Source organism: Ruegeria sp. BG9 (genome assembly GCF_056538305.1).
Genome location: NZ_JBQFSY010000011.1, coordinates 89,306 through 109,224, shown reverse-complemented (window position 1 = coordinate 109,224; position 19,919 = coordinate 89,306). Strand labels below are relative to the sequence as shown.

At 60.2% G+C, this 19,919-nt stretch carries 20 protein-coding genes; 15 read left to right on the top strand and 5 right to left on the bottom strand.

The window, feature by feature from the left end; all coding sequences use genetic code 11:
• The first annotated feature begins 81 nt into the window (after positions 1–81).
• The 10 genes from ACR0I8_RS18865 (at position 82) to smpB (ending at position 8,284) form a co-directional block, all read left to right on the top strand.
• Complete coding sequence (locus ACR0I8_RS18865) at positions 82–1,449, top strand: MFS transporter (RefSeq protein ID WP_170692245.1); 1,368 nt, start codon at positions 82–84, stop codon at positions 1,447–1,449.
• Positions 1,446–2,309, top strand: coding sequence for a penicillin-insensitive murein endopeptidase (gene mepA / locus ACR0I8_RS18860; protein ID WP_170692241.1), 864 nt, complete (start codon positions 1,446–1,448; stop codon positions 2,307–2,309). Before ACR0I8_RS18865 ends, mepA begins: the two co-directional genes overlap by 4 nt.
• A complete protein-coding gene (locus ACR0I8_RS18855) occupies positions 2,282–3,166 on the top strand; it encodes an esterase-like activity of phytase family protein (RefSeq protein ID WP_170692239.1) in 885 nt (294 codons plus the stop codon). Before mepA ends, ACR0I8_RS18855 begins: the two co-directional genes overlap by 28 nt.
• A 91-nt stretch (positions 3,167–3,257) precedes the next feature.
• A complete protein-coding gene (locus ACR0I8_RS18850; RefSeq protein ID WP_170692236.1) occupies positions 3,258–3,905 on the top strand; it encodes a queuosine precursor transporter in 648 nt (215 codons plus the stop codon).
• Positions 3,906–4,168: 263 nt separating this feature from the next.
• Positions 4,169–4,588 (top strand): alternative ribosome rescue aminoacyl-tRNA hydrolase ArfB, encoded by a 420-nt coding sequence (gene arfB, locus ACR0I8_RS18845; RefSeq protein WP_170692233.1) that lies wholly within the window; start codon positions 4,169–4,171, stop codon positions 4,586–4,588.
• 60 nt (positions 4,589–4,648) lie between these two features.
• Positions 4,649–5,395, top strand: a complete 747-nt coding sequence (locus ACR0I8_RS18840; RefSeq protein ID WP_170692230.1) for an SDR family oxidoreductase — start codon at positions 4,649–4,651, stop codon at positions 5,393–5,395.
• Positions 5,396–5,476: 81 nt separating this feature from the next.
• Positions 5,477–6,490, top strand: a complete 1,014-nt coding sequence (locus ACR0I8_RS18835; protein WP_170692228.1) for a P1 family peptidase — start codon at positions 5,477–5,479, stop codon at positions 6,488–6,490.
• A 109-nt stretch (positions 6,491–6,599) separates the two neighbouring features.
• Positions 6,600–7,013: a cytochrome c family protein gene (locus ACR0I8_RS18830; RefSeq protein WP_170379484.1), complete on the top strand. Its 414-nt coding sequence runs from the start codon at positions 6,600–6,602 to the stop codon at positions 7,011–7,013.
• Positions 7,014–7,217: 204 nt separating this feature from the next.
• Positions 7,218–7,760 (top strand): isopentenyl-diphosphate Delta-isomerase, encoded by a 543-nt coding sequence (gene idi, locus ACR0I8_RS18825; RefSeq protein ID WP_170692225.1) that lies wholly within the window; start codon positions 7,218–7,220, stop codon positions 7,758–7,760.
• 47 nt (positions 7,761–7,807) lie between these two features.
• On the top strand, positions 7,808–8,284 hold the full coding sequence (gene smpB, locus ACR0I8_RS18820) for an SsrA-binding protein SmpB (RefSeq protein ID WP_170692222.1): 477 nt from the start codon (positions 7,808–7,810) through the stop codon (positions 8,282–8,284).
• 67 nt (positions 8,285–8,351) lie between these two features.
• Here the strand turns inward: smpB and glpK are convergent, their stop codons facing one another.
• The 3 genes from glpK to panB form a co-directional block, all read right to left on the bottom strand.
• The gene (glpK, locus tag ACR0I8_RS18815; RefSeq protein WP_170692219.1) at positions 8,352–9,830 is read right to left on the bottom strand and encodes a glycerol kinase GlpK; all 1,479 of its coding nucleotides are present in this window, start codon (positions 9,828–9,830) and stop codon (positions 8,352–8,354) included.
• Between the two features lie 72 nt (positions 9,831–9,902).
• Positions 9,903–10,754 (bottom strand): pantoate--beta-alanine ligase, encoded by an 852-nt coding sequence (panC, locus tag ACR0I8_RS18810; protein ID WP_170692217.1) that lies wholly within the window; start codon positions 10,752–10,754, stop codon positions 9,903–9,905.
• A complete protein-coding gene (gene panB, locus ACR0I8_RS18805) occupies positions 10,751–11,587 on the bottom strand; it encodes a 3-methyl-2-oxobutanoate hydroxymethyltransferase (protein WP_170692214.1) in 837 nt (278 codons plus the stop codon). The genes panC and panB overlap by 4 nt, the downstream gene beginning before the upstream one ends.
• A gap of 171 nt (positions 11,588–11,758) precedes the next feature.
• Here panB and ACR0I8_RS18800 point away from each other — a divergent pair, with 171 nt between their 5' ends.
• Positions 11,759–13,246, top strand: coding sequence for an ABC transporter substrate-binding protein (locus ACR0I8_RS18800; RefSeq protein ID WP_170692211.1), 1,488 nt, complete (start codon positions 11,759–11,761; stop codon positions 13,244–13,246).
• Positions 13,247–13,255: 9 nt separating this feature from the next.
• Here the strand turns inward: ACR0I8_RS18800 and ACR0I8_RS18795 are convergent, their stop codons facing one another.
• The gene (locus ACR0I8_RS18795) at positions 13,256–13,582 is read right to left on the bottom strand and encodes an SH3 domain-containing protein (protein ID WP_170692208.1); all 327 of its coding nucleotides are present in this window, start codon (positions 13,580–13,582) and stop codon (positions 13,256–13,258) included.
• A 105-nt stretch (positions 13,583–13,687) separates the two neighbouring features.
• On the opposite strand from ACR0I8_RS18795, the gene ACR0I8_RS18790 reads away from it, so the two are divergent.
• From ACR0I8_RS18790 to ACR0I8_RS18775, 4 genes are read left to right on the top strand one after another with little or no spacing between them, the layout of a single operon-like run.
• Complete coding sequence (locus ACR0I8_RS18790) at positions 13,688–14,635, top strand: ABC transporter permease (protein WP_170692205.1); 948 nt, start codon at positions 13,688–13,690, stop codon at positions 14,633–14,635.
• Complete coding sequence (locus tag ACR0I8_RS18785; RefSeq protein WP_170640558.1) at positions 14,632–15,447, top strand: ABC transporter permease; 816 nt, start codon at positions 14,632–14,634, stop codon at positions 15,445–15,447. The genes ACR0I8_RS18790 and ACR0I8_RS18785 overlap by 4 nt, the downstream gene beginning before the upstream one ends.
• Positions 15,444–17,042, top strand: coding sequence for a dipeptide ABC transporter ATP-binding protein (locus tag ACR0I8_RS18780; protein ID WP_170692203.1), 1,599 nt, complete (start codon positions 15,444–15,446; stop codon positions 17,040–17,042). The genes ACR0I8_RS18785 and ACR0I8_RS18780 overlap by 4 nt, the downstream gene beginning before the upstream one ends.
• Before the next feature lie 37 nt (positions 17,043–17,079).
• Positions 17,080–18,531: an aldehyde dehydrogenase family protein gene (locus tag ACR0I8_RS18775; protein WP_170692200.1), complete on the top strand. Its 1,452-nt coding sequence runs from the start codon at positions 17,080–17,082 to the stop codon at positions 18,529–18,531.
• On the opposite strand, the gene pncB is transcribed toward ACR0I8_RS18775, so the two are convergent.
• The gene (gene pncB, locus ACR0I8_RS18770) at positions 18,528–19,820 is read right to left on the bottom strand and encodes a nicotinate phosphoribosyltransferase (protein ID WP_170692197.1); all 1,293 of its coding nucleotides are present in this window, start codon (positions 19,818–19,820) and stop codon (positions 18,528–18,530) included. The two genes, ACR0I8_RS18775 and pncB, sit on opposite strands and share 4 nt — an antisense overlap.
• Positions 19,821–19,919: the final 99 nt, after the last annotated feature.

Sequence of the window (19,919 nt, the reverse complement as noted above, 5' to 3'; positions counted from 1 at the left end):
AGAGCAAGCCTGCGCCAACTGAAAGCTTGCGAAATGGGCCAAACACCCGTCTTATTGGACAAAAGAATAACTGGGGCAGTCATGGCAGAGATTTCCAATCGCAAGCGCATCTGGGGCTGGTGGTTTTTTGATTGGGCGTCGCAGCCTTATCATACGCTGCTGGTCACTTTTGTTTTCGGCCCCTATTTCGCCGGGGTCGCCGCAGGGTATTTCACCGATGCCGGGCTGGACCCGCAAGCCGCCGCCGCACGGGCGCAGACGGTCTGGGCCAATTGCCTGACCATCACCGGGCTGATCATCGCATTTGGCGCGCCCCTGCTGGGGGCGATGGCAGATGTTTCGGGTCGCCGCATACCGTGGATTTTTGCGTTCTCGGTCATGTATGCGGTGGGGTCCGCTGCGCTTTGGCACACGATGCCCGACGGCTCGAACATGTGGCTGATGCTGTCGGCCTTTGGGCTGGGCTTTGTCGGGGCAGAGTATGCGCTGATCTTCATCAACTCGCAGCTGCCCGATCTGGGCGATGATAATCAGGTGGGTGAGATCTCAGGCTCAGGTTTTGCCTTCGGATACTTTGGCGGGTTGATATCGCTGGCGATCATGCTGGCGTTATTTGTCGAACAGCCCAACGGCAAGACGTTGATCGGGATAGAACCTGCTTTGGGTCTGGATGCCGCCACCAGCGAGGGCACGCGTTTTGTTGGGCCTTTCACCGCCGCGTGGTTCGTTTTGTTCATGGTGCCATATTTCCTGTGGGTACGTGATGACCCAAAAGCCGAGAAAACCGGCAGTTTCGCCGAGGCGCTACGCTTGCTGGGGCACTCAATCTCGAACCTGCGGCATCGGGTCAGTCTGGCGACTTATCTCGGGTCGTCGATGTTTTACCGCGACGCGTTGAACGGGCTTTACAGCTTTGGTGGAGTCTATGCGCGGCTGGTTCTTGAGTGGGATCTGATCAAGATCGGTGTCTTCGGGATTGTCAGCGTTCTGGCCTCCGCCATTTTTGCGTGGATCGGGGGCAAGTTGGATCGGAAATACGGCCCTAAACCGGTCATTCTGGTTGCAATCTGGGTGCTGATCTTTGTCTGTATCACCGTCGTTTCGATGGACCGGACGCAGATCTACGGCATTGCACTGCCCGAAGGGTCCGGACTGCCCGACATAGTCTTTTTCGGCTGTGGCATCCTCATCGGCGGTATGGGCGGGGTTCTGCAATCCGCCAGCCGCTCAATGATGGTGCGCCATACCGATCCCGCAGCTCCGGTTGAAAGCTTCGGGCTCTATGGCCTGTCCGGCCGTGCAACCGCCTTCGCCGCGCCATTGCTGATCGGAGTGGCAACAACTGTGACCGGTAGTGCAAGACTAGGGGTGTCACCAATCATTCTGTTGTTTATTCTGGGTCTATTCCTGATGCGCTGGGTAAAGCCGGAAGGGGATCAGAGCAGATGATTTTACTACGTTTTTTGGCACTATTGGCCACGATCACATGGGCAGGCACGGCGGGGGCGCAGCCACTGGCCAAGCAATTGTTCGGGGCGCAAAAGCAAAGCTCACAACAAAAACCAGCCGCTTTCGGCAGTTATTCGCGCGGATGCGCCGCCGGTTCGGTGCAGCTGCCTGAAACCGGGCCCACATGGCAGGCCATGCGCCTGTCGCGCAATCGCAACTGGGGCCACCCCGAGGCGATAGATTACGTGCAGGACCTCAGCCGGTTTGCGGCCAAGCAGCCGGGCTGGAATGGTCTCTATGTCGGGGATATCAGCCAGCCGCGGGGCGGGCCGATGACCTCAGGCCATCGCTCGCACCAGTTGGGGCTGGATATCGATATCTGGATGCTGCCCGGAGACAACATGCGGCTGTCGCGTAACGCGCGTGAGAATATCTCGTCCATTTCCCTGCGTCGCTCGAACGGAGCCTTCGTGAACGGCAACTGGACCAAACAGCACCATGCCGTTCTGCGCGCAGCCGCAAAGGACAAGCGCGTCGCGCGGATTTTCGTATTCCCCGGTGCAAAGGTTCAGATGTGCAAGGAAGAGAAGGGCAACCGGGCTTATCTGCGCAAGATCCGGCCTTGGTGGGGGCATCACTACCACTTCCACGTGCGCCTGAAATGTCCGCGTGGGTCGAAAGGTTGCGTCAATCAGGACCCGCCGCCAAAGGGTGATGGCTGCGCACAGGCGCAAGAGTGGGTCAACAATATCCTCAACCCTCCGCCACCAGATCCGAACGCACCTGCTCCAAAGAAACGTCGTGAATATGTAATGGCCGATCTTCCCCAGCAATGCGCTGCCGTTTTGTCGTCCAACTGATTTCAGCCGCTTTTTGGGCCGGTCAGGTCGCAGCGGTTGAGGTCAAGAGCGCCGCATTTCTGGGCAGCTATACATGGGTCGAGGCCACCGATTGGTTCGGTGGCTTCTCGGCCATACACCTGAGCGACGATGGATCCTACGCTACGATTCTGAGCGACCGGGCAACCCTCACCGCGGCCCGGATCACGCGCAAAGAAGGTGCGATATCGGGTATCGAAGTGCAAAACCATGGGCCGCTTCTGTCCAGCATGGGGCGTAAGCTGAGTGGCCGGGCGGGGGACTCCGAAGGAATCGCCCTTGCGCCAGGTGGCGCCTTTTTCGTGTCCTTCGAAGGCGTTCATCGCGTGGCCAATTATAGCTCTCCGGAGGCCAACGCGCAGGTTCTGCCGCGCCCTCACGCCTTCAGCAAGCTGGATCACAACGGCTCGTTCGAAGGGCTGGCGATTGACGGGCAAGGGCATCTCTATACCCTGCCGGAGAAAACCCGCACGGCGCGCGGCGATATTCCGGTTTTTCGCTGGGACGGGACCACCTGGTCGACCCCTTTTACCCTGCCACAACGGGATCGCTTCCTGCCCGTTGCCGCTGATTTCGGCCCAGATGGGCGCTTCTATGTGCTTGAGCGTTCGGTCGCATTCATCGGATTTCGGACCCGCCTGCGTCGATGGGACGTTTCAATCGACACACCACGCGCCGAGGAGGTTCTGCTGGAAACCGAAACCGGCACACATGATAACCTCGAAGGTCTGTCGGTCTGGCGCGACGATCAAAACCGCCTGCGCGCCACGATGATCTCGGACGATAACTTTCTGGCGCTTCAGCGGACCGAAATAGTGGAATACCTCCTGCCCGATTGACACGTCGCGACCAAGGGTCTAAACGCACGGCTTGCCTTGGGATGAGCCCTTGGCCAAGTCGCCGCTACCTTGTCAAAACGGGCATCTGAAAATGCAACGCTCTTATATTCCCGGCATCCTTGCCATGGCCGCCATTGTTGTGGCCTCGAACATTCTGGTTCAGTTCCTGATCCTCGACGGACTGCTGACCTGGGGTGCTTTCACCTATCCGCTGGCCTTTTTGGTCACTGACATCATGAACCGCGTCTATGGCGTGGGTCCGGCCCGCAAGGTCGTATTCGCCGGGTTTGTCACCGGTATCATCTGCTCGCTGATCGGCAGCCAAATCATGCTTCAGGGCGACGGGTTCGAATATGCCGCCGTTCCGCTGCGGATCGCTGTTGCGTCGGGCACCGCTTTCCTGATCGCGCAGCTGACAGACGTCACCGTGTTCAACTCGCTGCGCGGTGGCCGCTGGTGGCGCGCGCCGCTGGTCTCGACGCTGGTTGGCTCGGCGCTGGATACGGCGATCTTTTTCACTCTCGCCTTCTCGGCCTCGGTCCCCTTCTTCGGTGCCAACGCGGATGTCGCGATCAACTGGGCGTGGGAGCCTGTGCCGTTCATGCTGTCCGGCCCGATGGCTCCGCTGTGGGTCACGCTGGCCTTTGCCGACTGGCTCGTGAAGCTGTCATTGGCTTTGATCGCCCTGATCCCGTTCAAGGTGATCGTCGCCCGTCTGACTGCCGCACAGCCTGCGTAAAAAAGAGCTTTGAGAATGGCGCATCTTGTGTCAGGCTCAAAACTAACCGCAACAGATAGAAAAGGAGGTGATCCAGTGTCAAGAAAGAGATTGGAGAGAGGTGTCGGAACAACCGGGGGGAAAGCCTGCTAGGGCAGCCCTTGGCGGAGCGCTCGCTCCGGCTGGTCGATTGATCTAACCGACCCGACCTCCTGAACTTTCGAAGGGCCGCCCCACCGGGGCGGCCCTTTCTGTTTCCAACCACGCCTTGTAAGGTCCGCCCCATGTTGCGCATCACCGATGATATCGCCCTGCAGGATTGGGAAATGACGGAAAGCTTCGTCCGCTCCTCCGGTCCCGGTGGGCAGAACGTTAACAAAGTTTCGACCGCTGTCGAGCTTAGGTTTGAGGCCGCGCGCTCTCCATCCCTGCCGGATCCGGTGAAGAACCGCCTGAAACGTCTGGCCGGACGGCGTTGGACCAAGGATGGCGCGATCATCATTCAATGTGAAGAAACCCGTTCTCAAGCCCGCAACCGCGAGATTGCGCGCGCGCGTTTGGCAGAACTGATCGCCCGAGCGCTGGTCAAACCCAAGCGGCGGATTGCCACCAAGCCCACCTACGGCTCGGTCAAGCGCCGTCTGGCCGCGAAAAAGGCTCGTGGCGACGTCAAGGCGCTGCGCGGGAAAGTATCAGAAGATTGATCTGGTATCTTGCCGACCCGTTGATACTCTGACCCGCAAAAGCGGCAGGAGGGTAACGTCATGAGGCTGGAGGGGAAAACGGCAATCGTCACCGGAGGGGCATCTGGATTCGGGGCCGGGATCGTACAAACGTTTCTGGCCGAAGGCGCGCGCGTGATGATCGCTGACATCAACGGCGACGCGGCGCAGGACCTGGCGGCGCAACTGGGCTCCGCTGCCATAGCGCAGCAGGTGGATGTCAGCGACGGCGCGTCGGTTCAGGCCATGGCCAACGCGGTCGAGGCCACCTTTGGGCAACTCGATATTCTGGTCAACAACGCGGGTGTCACCCATCTGCCCACCCCGCTGGAAGACGTGAGCGAAGAGGATTTTGACCGCGTCTTCAACGTGAACATGAAATCCGTCTACCTGACCGCCCGCGCCTTTGTCCCGGCGATGAAAGCGCGCGGCACCGGGGCGATCCTCAACGTCGCCTCAACCGCCGGGCTGTCGCCGCGCCCCAATCTGAACTGGTACAACGCCTCCAAGGGTTGGATGATCACCGCGACGAAAACAATGGCGGTAGAACTGGCCCCCTCCGGCGTGCGCGTCAACGCTATCTGCCCGGTTGCAGGGGAAACGCCGCTGCTGAAATCCTTCATGGGCGAAGACACGCCCGAGATTCGCGCAAAGTTCCTCTCGACCATCCCGCTGGGCCGCTTCTCAACCCCACAGGACATGGCCAACGCCGCCCTGTTCCTCTGCTCAGACGAGGCCAGCATGATCACCGGCACAGCGCTCGAGGTCGACGGTGGCCGTTGCATCTGATCCGTTCTTCATCTGGCCAAAAATATCCCCGCCGGAGGCAGCGCGCGCTAGCGCGCTTTCGGCCCAACAAAAAAGGCGAAAATGACCCCCGGACCCCGAAACCTGATCACCGATGTCCCCGGCCTGAAGGTCGGCAATGCGCAGGACACTGCGCTGAAGTCTGGCACAACAGTCCTGACCGCCGACACGCCATTCACCGCCTCGGTCCACGTGATGGGAGGGGCCCCCGGCACGCGCGAAACCGACCTGCTGGCCCCCGACAAATCCGTCACCCATGTCGACGCCATCACTTTGTCCGGTGGATCGGCCCTTGGTCTGGATGCCTGCTCGGGCGTCTCGGACGCGCTACGGGCACAAGACCGGGGATTTCCTGTCGGCGATATCAAGGTCCCAATCGTTCCCGGCGCAATCCTGTTCGATCTGTTGAACGGCGGTGACAAGTCGTGGGACGAAAACCCTTACCGCGTTTTGGGACGCAAGGCTTTCGAAACCGCCAGCAAGGATTTCACCCTAGGCACAACTGGGGCCGGGACCGGGGCCTTGGCGGCGATGCACAAGGGCGGGCTGGGTTCGGCCTCATTTGTTTTGGACAGCGGTGTGATCGTTGGCGCTTTGGTGGCGGCGAACCCGCTGGGAAGTGTGACAACGCCGGGTGATCGCCATTTCTGGGCCGCGCCGTTCGAGATTGGCGATGAATTCGGCGGTTTAGGGCCTGATTCACGCGGCGGACTGGGCCAGCCGCAAGTCAGCCGCAAGTCGCAGGCCATGCGTGCCGATCCGCAAAAAGCCAACACGACGATCGCCATCGTCGCCACCGACGCGGCCCTCTCCAAACCTCAATGTCAGAGACTTGCGGTCGCCGCCCATGATGGGATCGCGCGCGCAATCCTTCCCGCGCATACGCCGGGCGATGGCGATCTGGTGTTTGGTGTCAGCAACGGAGCAAAGCCCATGACCTCCGAGGCCGAGCTTGGGCAGATCGGCCATGCGGCCTCTCTCTGCCTCGCGCGGGCCATCGCACGGGCGATTTATCTTGCGACACCCGTCTACGACGATTTGCTACCTTGCTGGTCGACGCTGAACGCAACAGATTAGAAACGCCCGTACAAACGCCCAGAGGCGCGTATGCGCGGCAATCTGCGCGTTGACTCTGGGCCGTTCCAAAGCACCATCTGCGCAAGCCACCAAGTATCGGAGCCAAAAAATGAATCGCATCCTAGCTACAGCAATCATCGGCCTGCTGGCCCTGCCAGCCTATGCAGAAGGCGACGCCGAAGCTGGCAAGAAAGCCTTTAACAAGTGCAAATCCTGCCACATGATCGCGGATCCCGAGGGTGAAGTGATCGTCAAGGGCGGCAAGACCGGGCCGAACCTCTACGGCATCGCAGGTCGGACTGCGGGCACCTATGAAGGGTTCAAATACGGCGACAGCATCGTTGCTGCCGGTGAAAACGGGCTGGTCTGGGACGAAGAGACCTTCGTCGCCTATTCGCAGGACCCCAAAGCGTTCTTGAAGGACTACTTGGGCGAAACCGCGGCCAAGTCCAAGATGTCGTTCCGTCTGAAAAATGGCGGCGAGGATGTCTATGCCTACATCGTGAGCGTCTCCGGCGAGTAAAATCGGCCAAAAATCCTGTTGGACATGACGAAAGGCCGCACACCTGCGGCCTTTCGTGCGATTGATTACCTGACTTATCATTGCCACCTTCGTTCCATGCGGTGCCCGCGCTCAGCCCCATGACACCGAACCGCCACGCCGATCTGGCCATTGCATAACCCCAAATTCCCGCCGTTCCGGCGGATCGGCATCAGGAGATGACAGATGGGATTGATGATTCCGGCCTGGGTTGATGGCCAATTGACCCCCGTCGACAAGCTGGAGGCGCATGAAAAGGGCCTCAAGCACAAGGCCGTGTCCGTCTTTGTCGTGCGGGGCACCGAAATTCTGCTGCAGCGCCGCGCCATGGGCAAATATCACACGCCGGGTCTTTGGGCTAATACCTGCTGCACGCATCCTGACTGGAACGAAAGCGCCTCGGCCTGTGCCGTGCGTCGTCTGCGTCAGGAATTGGGGATCACCGGCCTCTACCCGGAATACCGCCACCGGCTGGAATATCACGCTGATGTCGGCAACAGCATGGTGGAACATGAGGTCGTTGACGTGTTTCTCGCCCATGTCCGCGGACCGTTGAAAATCGAGCCTAATCCGGACGAAGTGATGGATATCCGCTGGATCGACTATCACGATCTGCTGGCCGAAGTACGTCGCCATCCCACCCGTTTCACGCCGTGGCTCAAGATCTACCTCGCCAACCATGCCGACACGATTTTTGGCCCAGATCTGATCATCTCGGCCAAGAGGTAGGCGCTGCGCCTTGCAAGGACGGCCCAAGCCGCCTACATCATCGCGTCATGGCCAAGCAGAAGACAGACCCGAATTATAAAGTCATCGCCGAGAACCGGCGCGCCCGCTTCGATTACGCAATCGAAGAGGATATCGAGTGCGGCATCATGCTGGAGGGCTCTGAGGTCAAATCCCTGCGGGTGGGTGGGTCGAACATCGCCGAAAGCTATGCCTCGGTCGATGACGGTGAGCTATGGCTGATCAACAGCTACATTGCCCCTTATGAGCAAGCCAAGGTTTTCAAGCATGAAGAACGCCGCCGCCGCAAGCTTCTGGTGTCGCGCAAAGAGCTGTCGAACCTGTGGAATGCAACCCAGCGCAAGGGAATGACGCTGGTGCCGCTGGTGCTGTATTTCAACCACAAGGGCCGGGCGAAGCTGAAGATCGGGATCGCCAAGGGTAAAAAGCTGCATGACAAGCGCGAAACGCAGGCCAAGCGGGATTGGTCGCGGCAGAAGCAGCGGCTGATGAAAGATCACAGCTAACTCGAAACGCTGTTGAGGGCGGTGCCGGGCTTAAGCCCGGCCTACACGGTGATTGCTGATCGGCTTATCAGAACGCCATGGCCGCCTGAACGGCGCGTTGCCAACGGGAATAGGCCGCGTCGCGGTCCTCTTGCGGCATGTCAGGCTCGAATCTCTGATCCAGCTGCCATGTCTCGGCGAAACCGTCCTGATCGGGATAGATCCCGGCCTTCGTGCCCGCCAACCAAGCCGCCCCCAAGGCGGTTGTTTCCTGCATCACGGGGCGATCGACCGGTGCGCCCAGAATGTTGGAGAGGCCTTGCATGGCCCAGTCAGAAGCGCTCATCCCGCCATCGACGCGCAAGATCACTTCGGCCTCGGCGCCCCAGTCACCTTGCATGGCGTGCCACAGGTCTCGAGTCTGGAAGGCGATGCTTTCCAGTGTGGCGCGGGTGATTTCGGCCCGGCCCGAGTTGCGGGTCAGTCCGAACATAGCGCCACGGCAATCCGGTTTCCAGTAGGGCGCGCCCAGCCCGGTGAAGGCGGGCACCAGCACCACATGCTGGTTCGGATCGGCCTGCGCGGCCAGATCGCCGCTCTGCGGGGCCGAGTCGATGATCTGTAGCGCGTCGCGCAGCCACTGCACGGCGGCCCCGGCAATAAAGATCGAGCCTTCTAGCGCATAGGTCCGTTGCCCATCCAGCTGATACCCGATCGTGGTGAGTAGACGGTTCTTCGAGGCAACCGGCTGCGTGCCGGTGTTCAACAGGGCAAAGCAGCCGGTGCCATAGGTCGATTTCATCATGCCCGGCTGGAAGCAGGCTTGTCCGATGGTGGCGGCCTGTTGGTCCCCGGCCACGCCCAGAATAGGGACATTGCCGCCAAGCAGCGTTGTCGCGCCGAAATCAGCTGCGCAATCCAGCACCTCTGGCAGCATCGCCATCGGGACGTCCAGCAGATCGCAGATCTCAGCGCTCCACGCGCCTTTGTGGATGTCGAACAACAGGGTCCGGGCGGCGTTGGTGGCATCGGTGACGTGCTTGCGCCCTTCGGTCAGCCGCCAGATCAGAAAACTGTCGATGGTGCCGAACAGAAGCTCTCCGGCTTCGGCCTTTTCGCGCGCGCCGGGAACGGTATCCAACAGCCATTTCACTTTTGTACCCGAGAAATAGGGGTCCAAAAGCAGCCCGGTTTGCAGGGTCACGTCATCCTCGCACCCGGCCTGTTTATAGCGGGCGCAGATATCGGCTGTGCGGCGGTCCTGCCAGACGATGGCATTGTGGATCGCTTTGCCGGTGGATTTGTCCCAGACCACGGTGGTTTCACGCTGGTTGGTGATACCAATCCCGGCAATCTGCGCAGGCGTTGTGCCCGTGGATTCCATCACCTCCTGACAAACGCTCAGAACGCTGTTCCAGATATCCTCAACATCATGTTCGACCCAGCCTTCCTGCGGGAAATGCTGGGGAAATTCCTGCTGGGCCGTTCCCACACGCTGCATCTGAGCGTCAAACAAAATGGCGCGCGATGATGTCGTGCCCTGATCAATAGCCAGAATATATGTCATGCCCGCGTTCCTCCCCCGGTGGTGTTTTGCGGGACTTTAGCGCAAACACTCGCGCAGGGGCCAGAGCAGAAATCAGGCTGCAGTGACCGGGATATTGTCGATCAGCCGAACGCCATCCGCCCAGGCGGTGACAAACAGGCGGGCCGGGCGGTCGGCGCGAGGCAGGGCCTGCAGCGTTTCGGCACAGCGCAGGTCGATATATTCGACCTCGGCGAAGCCCGCCTTAATCAGGCTATTCCGTGCAGTTTGCGCAAGCGGCGCGAAATCCGCGCCCTCTGACAGCGCCTCTGCCATCCTGCGCATGATCTGGTTCTTCTGCGCCGCGATCTGCAGCCCTTCGGCTGAGAGGCGTAGATTGCGCGAGGACATCGCCAAGCCCGACGGCTCACGCACGGTGGGGCAACCGATGACTTCGATCGGGATATCCAGATCACGGGCCATGCGCCGCACGACCAACAGCTGTTGATAGTCTTTTTCCCCGAGATAGGCTCGATCCGCCTGCGTTTGCAGGAACAGTTTGGCGACCACCGTGGCGACGCCTTCGAAGTGACCGGGGCGGAAGGGCCCCTCCATCACATCGGTCAGGCCCGCGACCGAAACCGTTGTCGAGAACCCCTCGGGGTAGATCTGATCCGGATCCGGCACATAAATCGCGTCAACGCCATAGGGAGCCAGTATTTCGGCGTCCTCACGCTCGGTCCGCGGGTAGTTGGCCAGATCCTCGGGGTTGTTGAATTGTTTGGGGTTCACAAAGATCGTGACAATCACGCGGTCGCACCCGGCCTTGGCCGCCTCGACCAGTGACAAATGCCCCTGATGCAGCGCGCCCATTGTGGGGACGACGCCGATGACCTCTCCGTCACGGTGCCATTGCGTGGTCAAAGCCCGCAGGTCCGCCAATCGGCGCAGAATAGGAGCGGTCATGTGCTGGCGCCTTTGGGGGCCTGATCCGCAAACACATGCTCATCCGCCGGGAAGGTGCGGGCGCGTACTTCGGCGGCGTATTCAGCAATGGCGGCTTCGGCCAATCGGCCAAGTTCGGCGTAGCGTTTGACGAATTTCGGTTTGAACGCGGTGAAAAAGCCAACCATGTCGTCGACCACAAGGATCTGCCCATCACAGCCTGCCGAGGCCCCGATGCCGATGGTCGGAATTGCCACCTCAGCCGTGATCCGGTCGGCCAATCCTTGCGGAACCTTCTCTAACACAACGGAAAACGCACCTGCTTGTGCCACGGCGGCGGCATCAGCCAGCACCGCGTCGGCCTGTTCGTCGCGGCCTTGCACCTTGTAGCCGCCCAGCGTGTTGATGGATTGCGGCGTCAGGCCGATATGGGCCATGACGGGAATGCCGCGCTTGACCAGAAAGCGGATGGTCTCGGCCATCTCGACCCCACCTTCCAGTTTCACCGCACCCGCCCCGGTTTCCGCCATCAGGCGGGCGGCATTGCGGAAGGCTTGCGCTGGGTTTTCCTCGTAACTGCCGAAGGGCATGTCGATCACCATCATCGCGCGGTCCAGGCCGCGAGCGACGGCCTGACCGTGCAGGATCATCATTTCGATCGTCACGCCAAGGGTCGATTCCAGCCCGTGCAGCACCATTCCGACGCTGTCGCCAACAAGGACAAAGTCGCAATGGGCGTCCATCAGTCGGGCCATCGGCGTGGTGTAGGCCGTCAGACTGACCAAAGGATCGCCGCCTTTACGGGCGCGGATATCCTCGGCGTTCGGGGCTTTTTTGCGGGCTGTGGCGCTCATGCTCGGCTCCGGCACGGTTCATGTTGCAGCGCGGCATAACAGATCTGACCGGGCCCGCGAAACCCCGGTTGCGCGAACATTTCCTTGAATGACCCTAGGTTTAAGGGAACACTGGCCTCCGATAGGCCCAAAAACACGCGGCTACGTTGACATCAACGGGGAGAGATTTTCATGACAAAGCAGATGTTTCGAACCTTCGGATCCATATTGGCGCTAAGCGCCAGTGTGCTGGCGACGCAGGCATTGGCGAAATCCGACATCACCATCGCCATGCAGCTGGAGCCACCGCATCTGGACCCGACCAGTGCCGCCGCACAGGCCATTGATTCGGTTGTTTACACCAATATTTTCGAAGGTCTGACCCGTTTCATGGGCGACGGCTCGGTCGTGCCGGGGCTGGCGGAAAGCTGGGAGATTTCCGATGACGGCACCGTCTATACCTTCAAGCTGCGCGATGGGGTGACCTTCCACGATGGCACCACGATGGATGCCGAGGACGTCAAGTTCAGTCTGGATCGCGCTATGGCCGAGGACAGTGCGAATGCGCAAAAGGCGCTGTTCGCTGGCATCGAAAGCGTCGAAGCAGTGGACCCGACGACCGTCAAGGTGACCTTGTCCGAGCCAAATGGGAATTTCCTGTTCAACATGGCCTGGGGCGACGCCGTGATCGTGGCCTCAGACAGTATCGACGACATCAAGACCAATCCGGTCGGAACTGGGGCGTTCACCTTTGGCGAATGGGTGCAGGGCGACAGCATCACGCTGAGCCGCAATCCCGATTATTGGGGCGATCAGCCAGCGTTAGAGACGGCTACGTTCAAGTTCATCTCGGATCCGACCGCCGCTTTTGCAGCCATGATGGCCGAGGATGTGGATGTGTTCGACAATTTCCCCGCGCCGGAAAACCTGCCTCAGTTCGAGGCCGATCCACGCTTTCAGGTGCTTGTCGGCTCGACCGAGGGGGAGACGATCCTGTCTACGAACAACAAGCAGGAGCCCTTTGACGATATCCTCGTTCGGCAGGCGTTGGCCCACGCGATCGACCGTCAGGCGATCATTGACGGTGCCATGTTCGGCTATGGCACCCCCATCGGCACCCATTTCGCGCCGCATCACCCGGCCTATGTCGATCTGACCGGGCAATCCGCCTATGATCCGGAAAAAGCCAAATCCCTGCTGGCCGAGGCCGGTCTGGCAGACGGGTTCGAAACCACACTGCATCTGCCGCCCCCGTCCTATGCGCGCCGTGGCGGCGAGATCATCGCCGCTCAATTGGCCGAGGTCGGAATCACGGCCGAGATCATCAATGTCGAATGGGCGCAGTGGTTGGAATCGGTCTTCAAGGGCAAGGATTTCGGCCTGACCATCGTCAGCCATACTGAGCCGATGGATATCGGCATCTATGCCCGGCCCGATTACTATTTCCAGTATGAAAGCTCGGATTTTCAGGCGCTGATGGATCTGCTGAACACCACAACCGACCCGGATGAGCGCACCCGCCTGATGGGTGAGGCACAGCGGCTGATTTCCAGCGACTACGTCAACGGATACTTGTTCCAATTGGCCAAGCTCGGCGTGGCGAAAGCAGGCGTTCAGGGGCTGTGGCAGAATGCGCCAACAGCCGCCATTGATCTCACCGCGATCAGCTGGGCTGAGTAACTGTCGGGGCTAACCCGCCCCGGCAATCAACCAATTGCTATGAACCCAGCCCTTGCGTCGGGGCTGGCCATAGTAGACGCCGATCCACTCCCCTTGTTGTGCACAGGTGCGGACTGTGTCGCCGTTGCGCAGTTGGTCGACCTGGAAATAGTTTGACCCCGGTCCCGTGCGCACAGCCAGAAAGCCATCACCGTTTGGATCCAGACCCGAGACGATACTGGCCGCGCATCCTGCGGCTTGCCCGTCTTCGGTGATCACGAAATCCACATCCAGTTGCTGAGCGGGCGCCGTGCCCGCTGCGGCTAAAAACAAAGCCGCAAGTACAGGTATTCTCATCATCAATTTCCTTTCAAACAATGGTCTCAGAATAGGGCCCGCACTGATTCTCGACAATGGAACTGGTGCTGGACCCAAAGCGCGGCGCGGCCTAACGTGGCGCTGATGCTTCGCTATGCCCTCAAACGTCTGATTTCGCTGGTGATCAGCCTGGCGGTTGCCTCGGTGGTGATCTTCGCCGTGATCGAGATCGCACCGGGCGATCCAGCCTCATTCATGCTGGGCGTCAACGCGCAGCCCGATACGCTGGCCGCTCTGAGTGCCGAGTTGGGGTTGGATATGTCCAAACTTGATCGGTACTTTAATTGGATTGGTGGCATGCTGGTCGGCGATTTTGGTACCTCCTACACCTATCGCACGCCGGTATCGCAGATGATCGCGGATCGGCTATGGGTGTCATTGCCGCTGGCGCTATATGCGCTGACCCTGTCCACCCTGATCGCCTTTCCAGCGGGCATCTACGCCGCCGCCCGTCGCGGTAAACCGGGCGATCTGACGGTCATGGGGGCTACGCAACTGGGCATTGCGGTGCCGAATTTCTGGTTCGCGATGATGTTGGTGCTGATCTTCGCCATCAACCTCCGCTGGTTCAACGCCGGAGGGTTCGCCGGTTGGGACAAAGGGTTCTGGCCCGGGCTGCATTCCCTGACCCTGCCCGCCATCGCTTTGGCGCTGCCGCAAGCGGCCATTCTGGCGCGGGTGATGCGGTCGTCGCTGCTCGACATACTTGGCGAGGATTTCATGCGCACCGCCCGTGCTAAGGGGCTTTCCCGCCGTCAGGCGCTGTGGAGACACGGAGTGCGCAACGCGCTGATTCCGGTGCTGACGATCATCGGGCTGCAATTTTCGTTCCTGCTGGCCGGGTCGATCATTATCGAGCAGGTCTTCTACTTGCCCGGCCTCGGGCGGTTGGTGTTTCAGGCAATCTCAGCCCGCGATTTGATCGTTGTGGAATCCGTGGTGATGCTGCTGGTTTTCGCCGTCATCACAGTGAACTTTCTGGTCGATCTGGCCTATGCCGCCGTTGACCCAAGGCTGAGGAGCCGGACATGAGCCGAAACCTGATCCTTGGCGCAGTGCTGTCGTCTCTGGTTTTGCTGGCGGCGCTGATCTCGTTTGTCTGGACGCCCTATGACCATGCTGCTCTGGACATTCCCGCGAAACTGCAGCCACCCAATGCGCAGCATTGGTTCGGCACCGATCACTTCGGGCGCGACATGTTCTCGATGATCATGGTCGGCGCGCGCACGTCCATCGCCGTTGCGTTGGTGGCGGTGGGGATCGGTATGGCGTTGGGCGTGCCCTTGGGCCTGACAGCGGCCGCACGCAAGGGATCTTGGCTGGATGAAGTCATCATGCGCGGTAATGATCTGGTCTTTGCCTTCCCCTCTCTGGTCATTGCCATCCTGATCACAGCCGTTTTTGGTGCCGGAGCGATCAATGCGATCATCGCTATCGGCATTTTCAACATCCCCGTCTTCGCCCGTATCACCCGCGGCGCGGCCCTGTCCCTGTGGGAGCGTGAGTTCATCCTCGCCGCCCGCGTCTCGGGCAAGGGAGCGGCACGGATTTCGGCGGAACATATCCTGCCCAATGTCGCCAACCTGCTGATCGTTCAGGGCACCATCCAGTTCAGCCTTGGAATCCTGGCCGAGGCGGGGCTGAGTTACGTCGGTCTCGGCGCACAGCCACCCACGCCAAGCTGGGGCCGGATGCTGGCCGATGCGCAGACAATGGTCAGTTTCGCCCCGCATTTGGCTCTAATTCCGGGTCTGGCAATCATTGTGACGGTGCTGGGTCTGAACTTGCTGGGTGACGGTCTGCGCGACTGGCTGGACCCCCGCATTCGGGTGGCGCGGGCATGAGTTTGTTGCGGATCGAAAACCTGTCTCTGGCCATTCATGAAGCTGAGATTCTGAAGCAAGTCAGTCTGTCAATTGCGCCCGGTCAGATCGTGGCGGTCACGGGAGAGAGCGGCTCGGGCAAGTCCATGACTGCGCTGGCCGTCATGCAACTGATGCCAGACGGAGCGAGCACCGACGGGTCGATACATCTGGACGAGCAAGAGATCCTAAACCTGCCCGAGACAGAAATGTGCGCCCTTCGTGGCGCGTCGATCGGAATGGTGTTTCAGGAGCCGATGACCGCCCTGAACCCGGTCAAAACCATCGGCGATCAGGTGATGGAGACCATCCTGATCCACAAAGCGATGTCCCGCGCGCAAGCTGAGGCCCGCGCGCAAGAGGTTCTCAGTCGTGTTGGCCTGCCTCCTGACCGTTTCCCTCTGTCCCGCTACCCGCATGAGCTGTCGGGCGGTCAGCGTCAGCGCGTGGTCATCGCGATGGCGATTGCGCTCAGGCCCAGGTTGCTGATCGCGGATGAGCCCACGACAGCCCTGGACGTGACCACTCAGGCCCAAATACTGGACCTGCTGAAGGGGCTGGTGCGCGAATACGACATGGGGCTTCTGATGATCACCCATGATCTAGCCGTGGTGGCCGATATGGCGGATCACATTGTGGTCATGCGTCGGGGCGAAGTGGTCGAGAGCGGAGCAACCGATCATCTGCTTAGAAACATGCAGCACCCCTATACGCGGATGCTATTTGACGCCTCGAACCATCAAGTTGCTCTGCCCGAAACTCAGGAGCAAAAGCCCTTGCTTGAGGTCACCGACGTGGTTCGTGACTATCGCCTGCCGCGCACGGGACTGTTCACAAAGCCCGCCCATATGCGGGCGGTGGACACGATCAGCTTTACCCTCAACCGCGGAGAGCGTCTGGGTCTGGTCGGAGAGTCAGGATGTGGAAAATCTACCCTAACTCGGGCTATTCTTGGTCTTGAGGAGGTTCAATCCGGCGATATCCGTCTGGATGGCGCCCCCGTTTACTCGGGCCACAAGCCAAATCTCGACGTCCGCCGCAAGATGCAGGTCGTGTTTCAGGACCCTTATGGCAGCTTCAACCCGCGCCACCGCGTCGCGCGGTTGATCACGGAACCGTTTCACTTGCTGGAAACTCCTCCGACAGGGTCCGAGCGTCAGGACAGGATCGCCGAGATGCTACGCGCCGTCGGCCTCAGCCCGGATGATGCTGGGAAATACATCCACGAATTCTCGGGAGGGCAGCGGCAACGTATCGCCATTGCCCGCGCGTTGATTATCCGACCAGAACTGATCTTGTTTGACGAGGCAGTCTCGGCCCTCGACGTGTCGGTCCGGGCGCAGATCCTCGATCTTCTCGCTGAGCTTTGCGCGGCCTATGATCTGACCTACCTGTTCATCAGCCACGATCTGAGCGTCGTGCGTACGATCACGGATCGGGTGATGGTGATGCAGGCCGGGAAAATCGTCGAACAGGGCGAGACTGAGGATGTCTTTGCCAATCCCCGCCACCCTTATACCCAGAAGCTGATCTCTGCCGCGCCGCAGCTGGCTGAAATTGGGCGTAAAATCGCATGATATGCTCCGTATTAGAGCCTAAACACAGGAGTTCCCAATGACCAACCCGATTTGGTTCGACCCCAGCCAATGCCTGATCGGCGGGGAATGGCAAAGACCGGAAGCAGGGGAATACTTGCCGCTTGTGAACCCTTCGGACGGGTCGGAACTCTGCCAGATTGCACGTGGTCAGCAGGCAGATATCGATGCGGCTGTTGTTGCCGCGCGATCTGCGTTGAACGGGGACTGGGGCCGGATGCCTGCGTTTGAGAGGGGGCGCATCCTGAGCAGACTTGGGCAATTGGTTCTGGACCGGGTGGACGACCTTGCACGGCTTGAGGCCATGGATGTCGGCAAACCGCTGACCCAGGCCCGCGCCGATGCCATCGCTTTAGCGCGGTATTGCGAATTCTACGGGGGTGCGGCGGATAAGGTGATGGGTGAGACCATCCCCTATCTCGACGGTTATACCGTCTACACCCTGCGCGAGCCGCATGGTGTCACGGGGCATATCGTGCCGTGGAATTACCCGATGCAGATCATTGGACGCTCGGTCGGGGCGGCGCTGGCCATGGGCAACGCCTGCGTTCTGAAGCCCGCCGAAGAGGCCTGCCTGACCGCCCTCGCCTTCGCCCATCTGGCGGTTGAGGCCGGTTTGCCCGCCGGGGCGCAGAATGTCGTCCCAGGTCTGGGGGCTGAGGCTGGCGCGGCGCTGTCCGGGCATACGGGTGTCGACCATATCTCGTTCACCGGATCGGTTGCGACGGGGGCTTTGGTGCAGCAAGCGGCCGGGAAAAATGTGGTTCCAGTGACGCTTGAGCTGGGCGGGAAGTCTCCGCAATTGGTTTTCGATGACGCTGACTTAGAAGCTGCCCTACCGTTTCTGGTCAATGCGGGCATTCAGAACGCGGGACAAACCTGCTCGGCCTCGTCGCGCATTCTGGTGCAACGCGGTTTGTATGAGCAGGTCAAGGAGCAGATGGCCGAGGCCTACGCGCAACTGACCGTTGGGCCTGCGTTGGATGACCTGCGCGTAGGGCCGCTGATCTCGGACCGCCAGAAGGCAATTGTTTCCGGGTTCTTGTCCAAAGGCGCGGATTTGGCGATTGCAGGACAGGGGCAAATCGCACCCGACGCGCCCAAGGCGGGGGCCTATGTATGCCCGACCCTCTTCTCTGACGTGCCTGCCGATCACGCTCTGGCCCGGGAAGAGATCTTTGGTCCAGTGCAGGTCTTGATCCCGTTTGAGACCGAAGAACAGGCTCTAACCATAGCCAATAGCACCGACTATGGATTGGTCGCCAGCATCTGGACGCGCGACGGGGCGCGGCAGATGCGATTGGCCAAGCGCCTCCGTTCGGGGCAGGTGTTCATTAACAATTACGGCGCCGGCGGAGGCGTAGAGCTACCATTCGGAGGGGTCGGAAAATCCGGACACGGTCGCGAAAAAGGGTTCGAGGCGCTCTATGGCTTTTCGCAACTCAAGACGGTGGCTGCCTTACACGGCTAGACGATCACCTCGATTGGTTTCTGCGCGCCAACGCCGAACACCCGCTTGTAGCGCTCGATTTCCTCGGCAGGTCCCATGGCTTTTTCCGGGTTATCCGACAGTTTGACCGTCGGGCGCCCATTGGCAGACACCGCCTTGCAAACCAGCGAGAACGGCGCCAGCGCGTCATCTGGAACAAGGCCGCGGAAGTCGTTGGTCAGCAGCGTGCCCCAGCCAAAGGAGATATTGGTGCGCTCTGAGAACTGACTGTGCAGCTCTTTGATCTTGTCGACGTCCAAACCGTCTGAGAAGATGATCCGCTTCTGCTTAGGGTCCTCGCCACGAGACGTCCACCAGTCGATCGCGACCTCGGCACCAGCTGCGGGATCGCCGCTGTCGATACGGATGCCCGTCCACCCGGCCAGCCAGTCGGGGGCATGGTCCAGAAACCCTTTGGTGCCATAGGTGTCGGGCAGGATGATGCGCAGATTGCCCTCATGTTCGTCATGCCAGTCGCTGAGAACATCATAGGGGGCCTGCGCCAGCGCTTCATCCGTGTCGGCGAGGGCGGAATAGACCATGGGCAGTTCATGCGCATTGGTGCCGATAGCCTCAACCTCGCGCCGCATCGCGATCAGGCAGTTCGAGGTGCCGGTGAACGATTTACCCAGCCCCTCGATCATGGCCTGAACGCACCAATCCTGCCAAAGGAAGGAATGCCGCCTCCGCGTGCCAAAATCTGCAATCCCAAGCCCTTCGATAGAACCCAGCTGTTCGATCTTTTCCCACACACGCGTCATCGCACGGGCATAGAGCACCTGAAGCTCGAACCGGCGCATGTGGTTCAGCACCGCGCGCGAGCGTAGCTCCATCAGCACCGCGAGCGCGGGGATTTCCCACAGCATGACCTCATGCCATTTGCCCTCGAAGGTCAGTTCGTATTGGTCACCTTTACGTTCCAGATGGTAGGGCGGCAGGCGCATATTCTCGAACCACTCCATGAAATCCGAACGGAACATCTGCCTTTTGCCATAGAACATATTGCCCCGCAGCCACGTGCTTTCCCCCCGGCTGAGGCTGAGCGAACGGATGTGATCCAGCTGTTCCCGCAGCTCACCTTCGTCAATCAAATGGGCCAGCGGCACGTGATTCGAGCGGTTGATCAGGGAAAACGCGACATCTGTTTGGGGCTTGTTGCGAAACACTGACTGGCACATCAGCAGTTTGTAGAAATCCGTGTCGATCAAAGACCGCACAATCGGGTCGATCTTCCATTTGTGATTGTAGACACGGGTCGCGATGTCGACCATGGGGAACTCCTGCAATTTCCGTTGTTAGATCAATCAGCACGGTGAATGGCAAGAGTCGCTGATTCGGTGACAATGCCCGTTTGGCGTCACAATGCGGGC

Bases quoted from the DNA above. Each gene is read 5' to 3' on its own strand.
- panB (WP_170692214.1), bottom strand. From the start codon at position 11,587: ATGAGCGCCACAGCCCGCAAAAAAGCCCCGAACGCCGAGGATATCCGC.
- panC (WP_170692217.1), bottom strand. From the start codon at position 10,754: ATGACCGCTCCTATTCTGCGCCGATTGGCGGACCTGCGGGCTTTGACC.
- ACR0I8_RS18835 (WP_170692228.1), top strand. From the start codon at position 5,477: ATGACCCCCGGACCCCGAAACCTGATCACCGATGTCCCCGGCCTGAAG.
- ACR0I8_RS18800 (WP_170692211.1), top strand. From the start codon at position 11,759: ATGACAAAGCAGATGTTTCGAACCTTCGGATCCATATTGGCGCTAAGC.
- ACR0I8_RS18780 (WP_170692203.1), top strand. From the start codon at position 15,444: ATGAGTTTGTTGCGGATCGAAAACCTGTCTCTGGCCATTCATGAAGCT.
- ACR0I8_RS18855 (WP_170692239.1), top strand. From the start codon at position 2,282: ATGCGCTGCCGTTTTGTCGTCCAACTGATTTCAGCCGCTTTTTGGGCC.
- idi (WP_170692225.1), top strand. From the start codon at position 7,218: ATGGGATTGATGATTCCGGCCTGGGTTGATGGCCAATTGACCCCCGTC.
- ACR0I8_RS18775 (WP_170692200.1), top strand. From the start codon at position 17,080: ATGACCAACCCGATTTGGTTCGACCCCAGCCAATGCCTGATCGGCGGG.
- ACR0I8_RS18850 (WP_170692236.1), top strand. From the start codon at position 3,258: ATGCAACGCTCTTATATTCCCGGCATCCTTGCCATGGCCGCCATTGTT.
- ACR0I8_RS18795 (WP_170692208.1), bottom strand. From the start codon at position 13,582: ATGAGAATACCTGTACTTGCGGCTTTGTTTTTAGCCGCAGCGGGCACG.
- smpB (WP_170692222.1), top strand. From the start codon at position 7,808: ATGGCCAAGCAGAAGACAGACCCGAATTATAAAGTCATCGCCGAGAAC.
- ACR0I8_RS18865 (WP_170692245.1), top strand. From the start codon at position 82: ATGGCAGAGATTTCCAATCGCAAGCGCATCTGGGGCTGGTGGTTTTTT.
- arfB (WP_170692233.1), top strand. From the start codon at position 4,169: ATGTTGCGCATCACCGATGATATCGCCCTGCAGGATTGGGAAATGACG.
- ACR0I8_RS18790 (WP_170692205.1), top strand. From the start codon at position 13,688: ATGCTTCGCTATGCCCTCAAACGTCTGATTTCGCTGGTGATCAGCCTG.
- ACR0I8_RS18830 (WP_170379484.1), top strand. From the start codon at position 6,600: ATGAATCGCATCCTAGCTACAGCAATCATCGGCCTGCTGGCCCTGCCA.
- glpK (WP_170692219.1), bottom strand. From the start codon at position 9,830: ATGACATATATTCTGGCTATTGATCAGGGCACGACATCATCGCGCGCC.
- ACR0I8_RS18785 (WP_170640558.1), top strand. From the start codon at position 14,632: ATGAGCCGAAACCTGATCCTTGGCGCAGTGCTGTCGTCTCTGGTTTTG.
- pncB (WP_170692197.1), bottom strand. From the start codon at position 19,820: ATGGTCGACATCGCGACCCGTGTCTACAATCACAAATGGAAGATCGAC.
- ACR0I8_RS18840 (WP_170692230.1), top strand. From the start codon at position 4,649: ATGAGGCTGGAGGGGAAAACGGCAATCGTCACCGGAGGGGCATCTGGA.
- mepA (WP_170692241.1), top strand. From the start codon at position 1,446: ATGATTTTACTACGTTTTTTGGCACTATTGGCCACGATCACATGGGCA.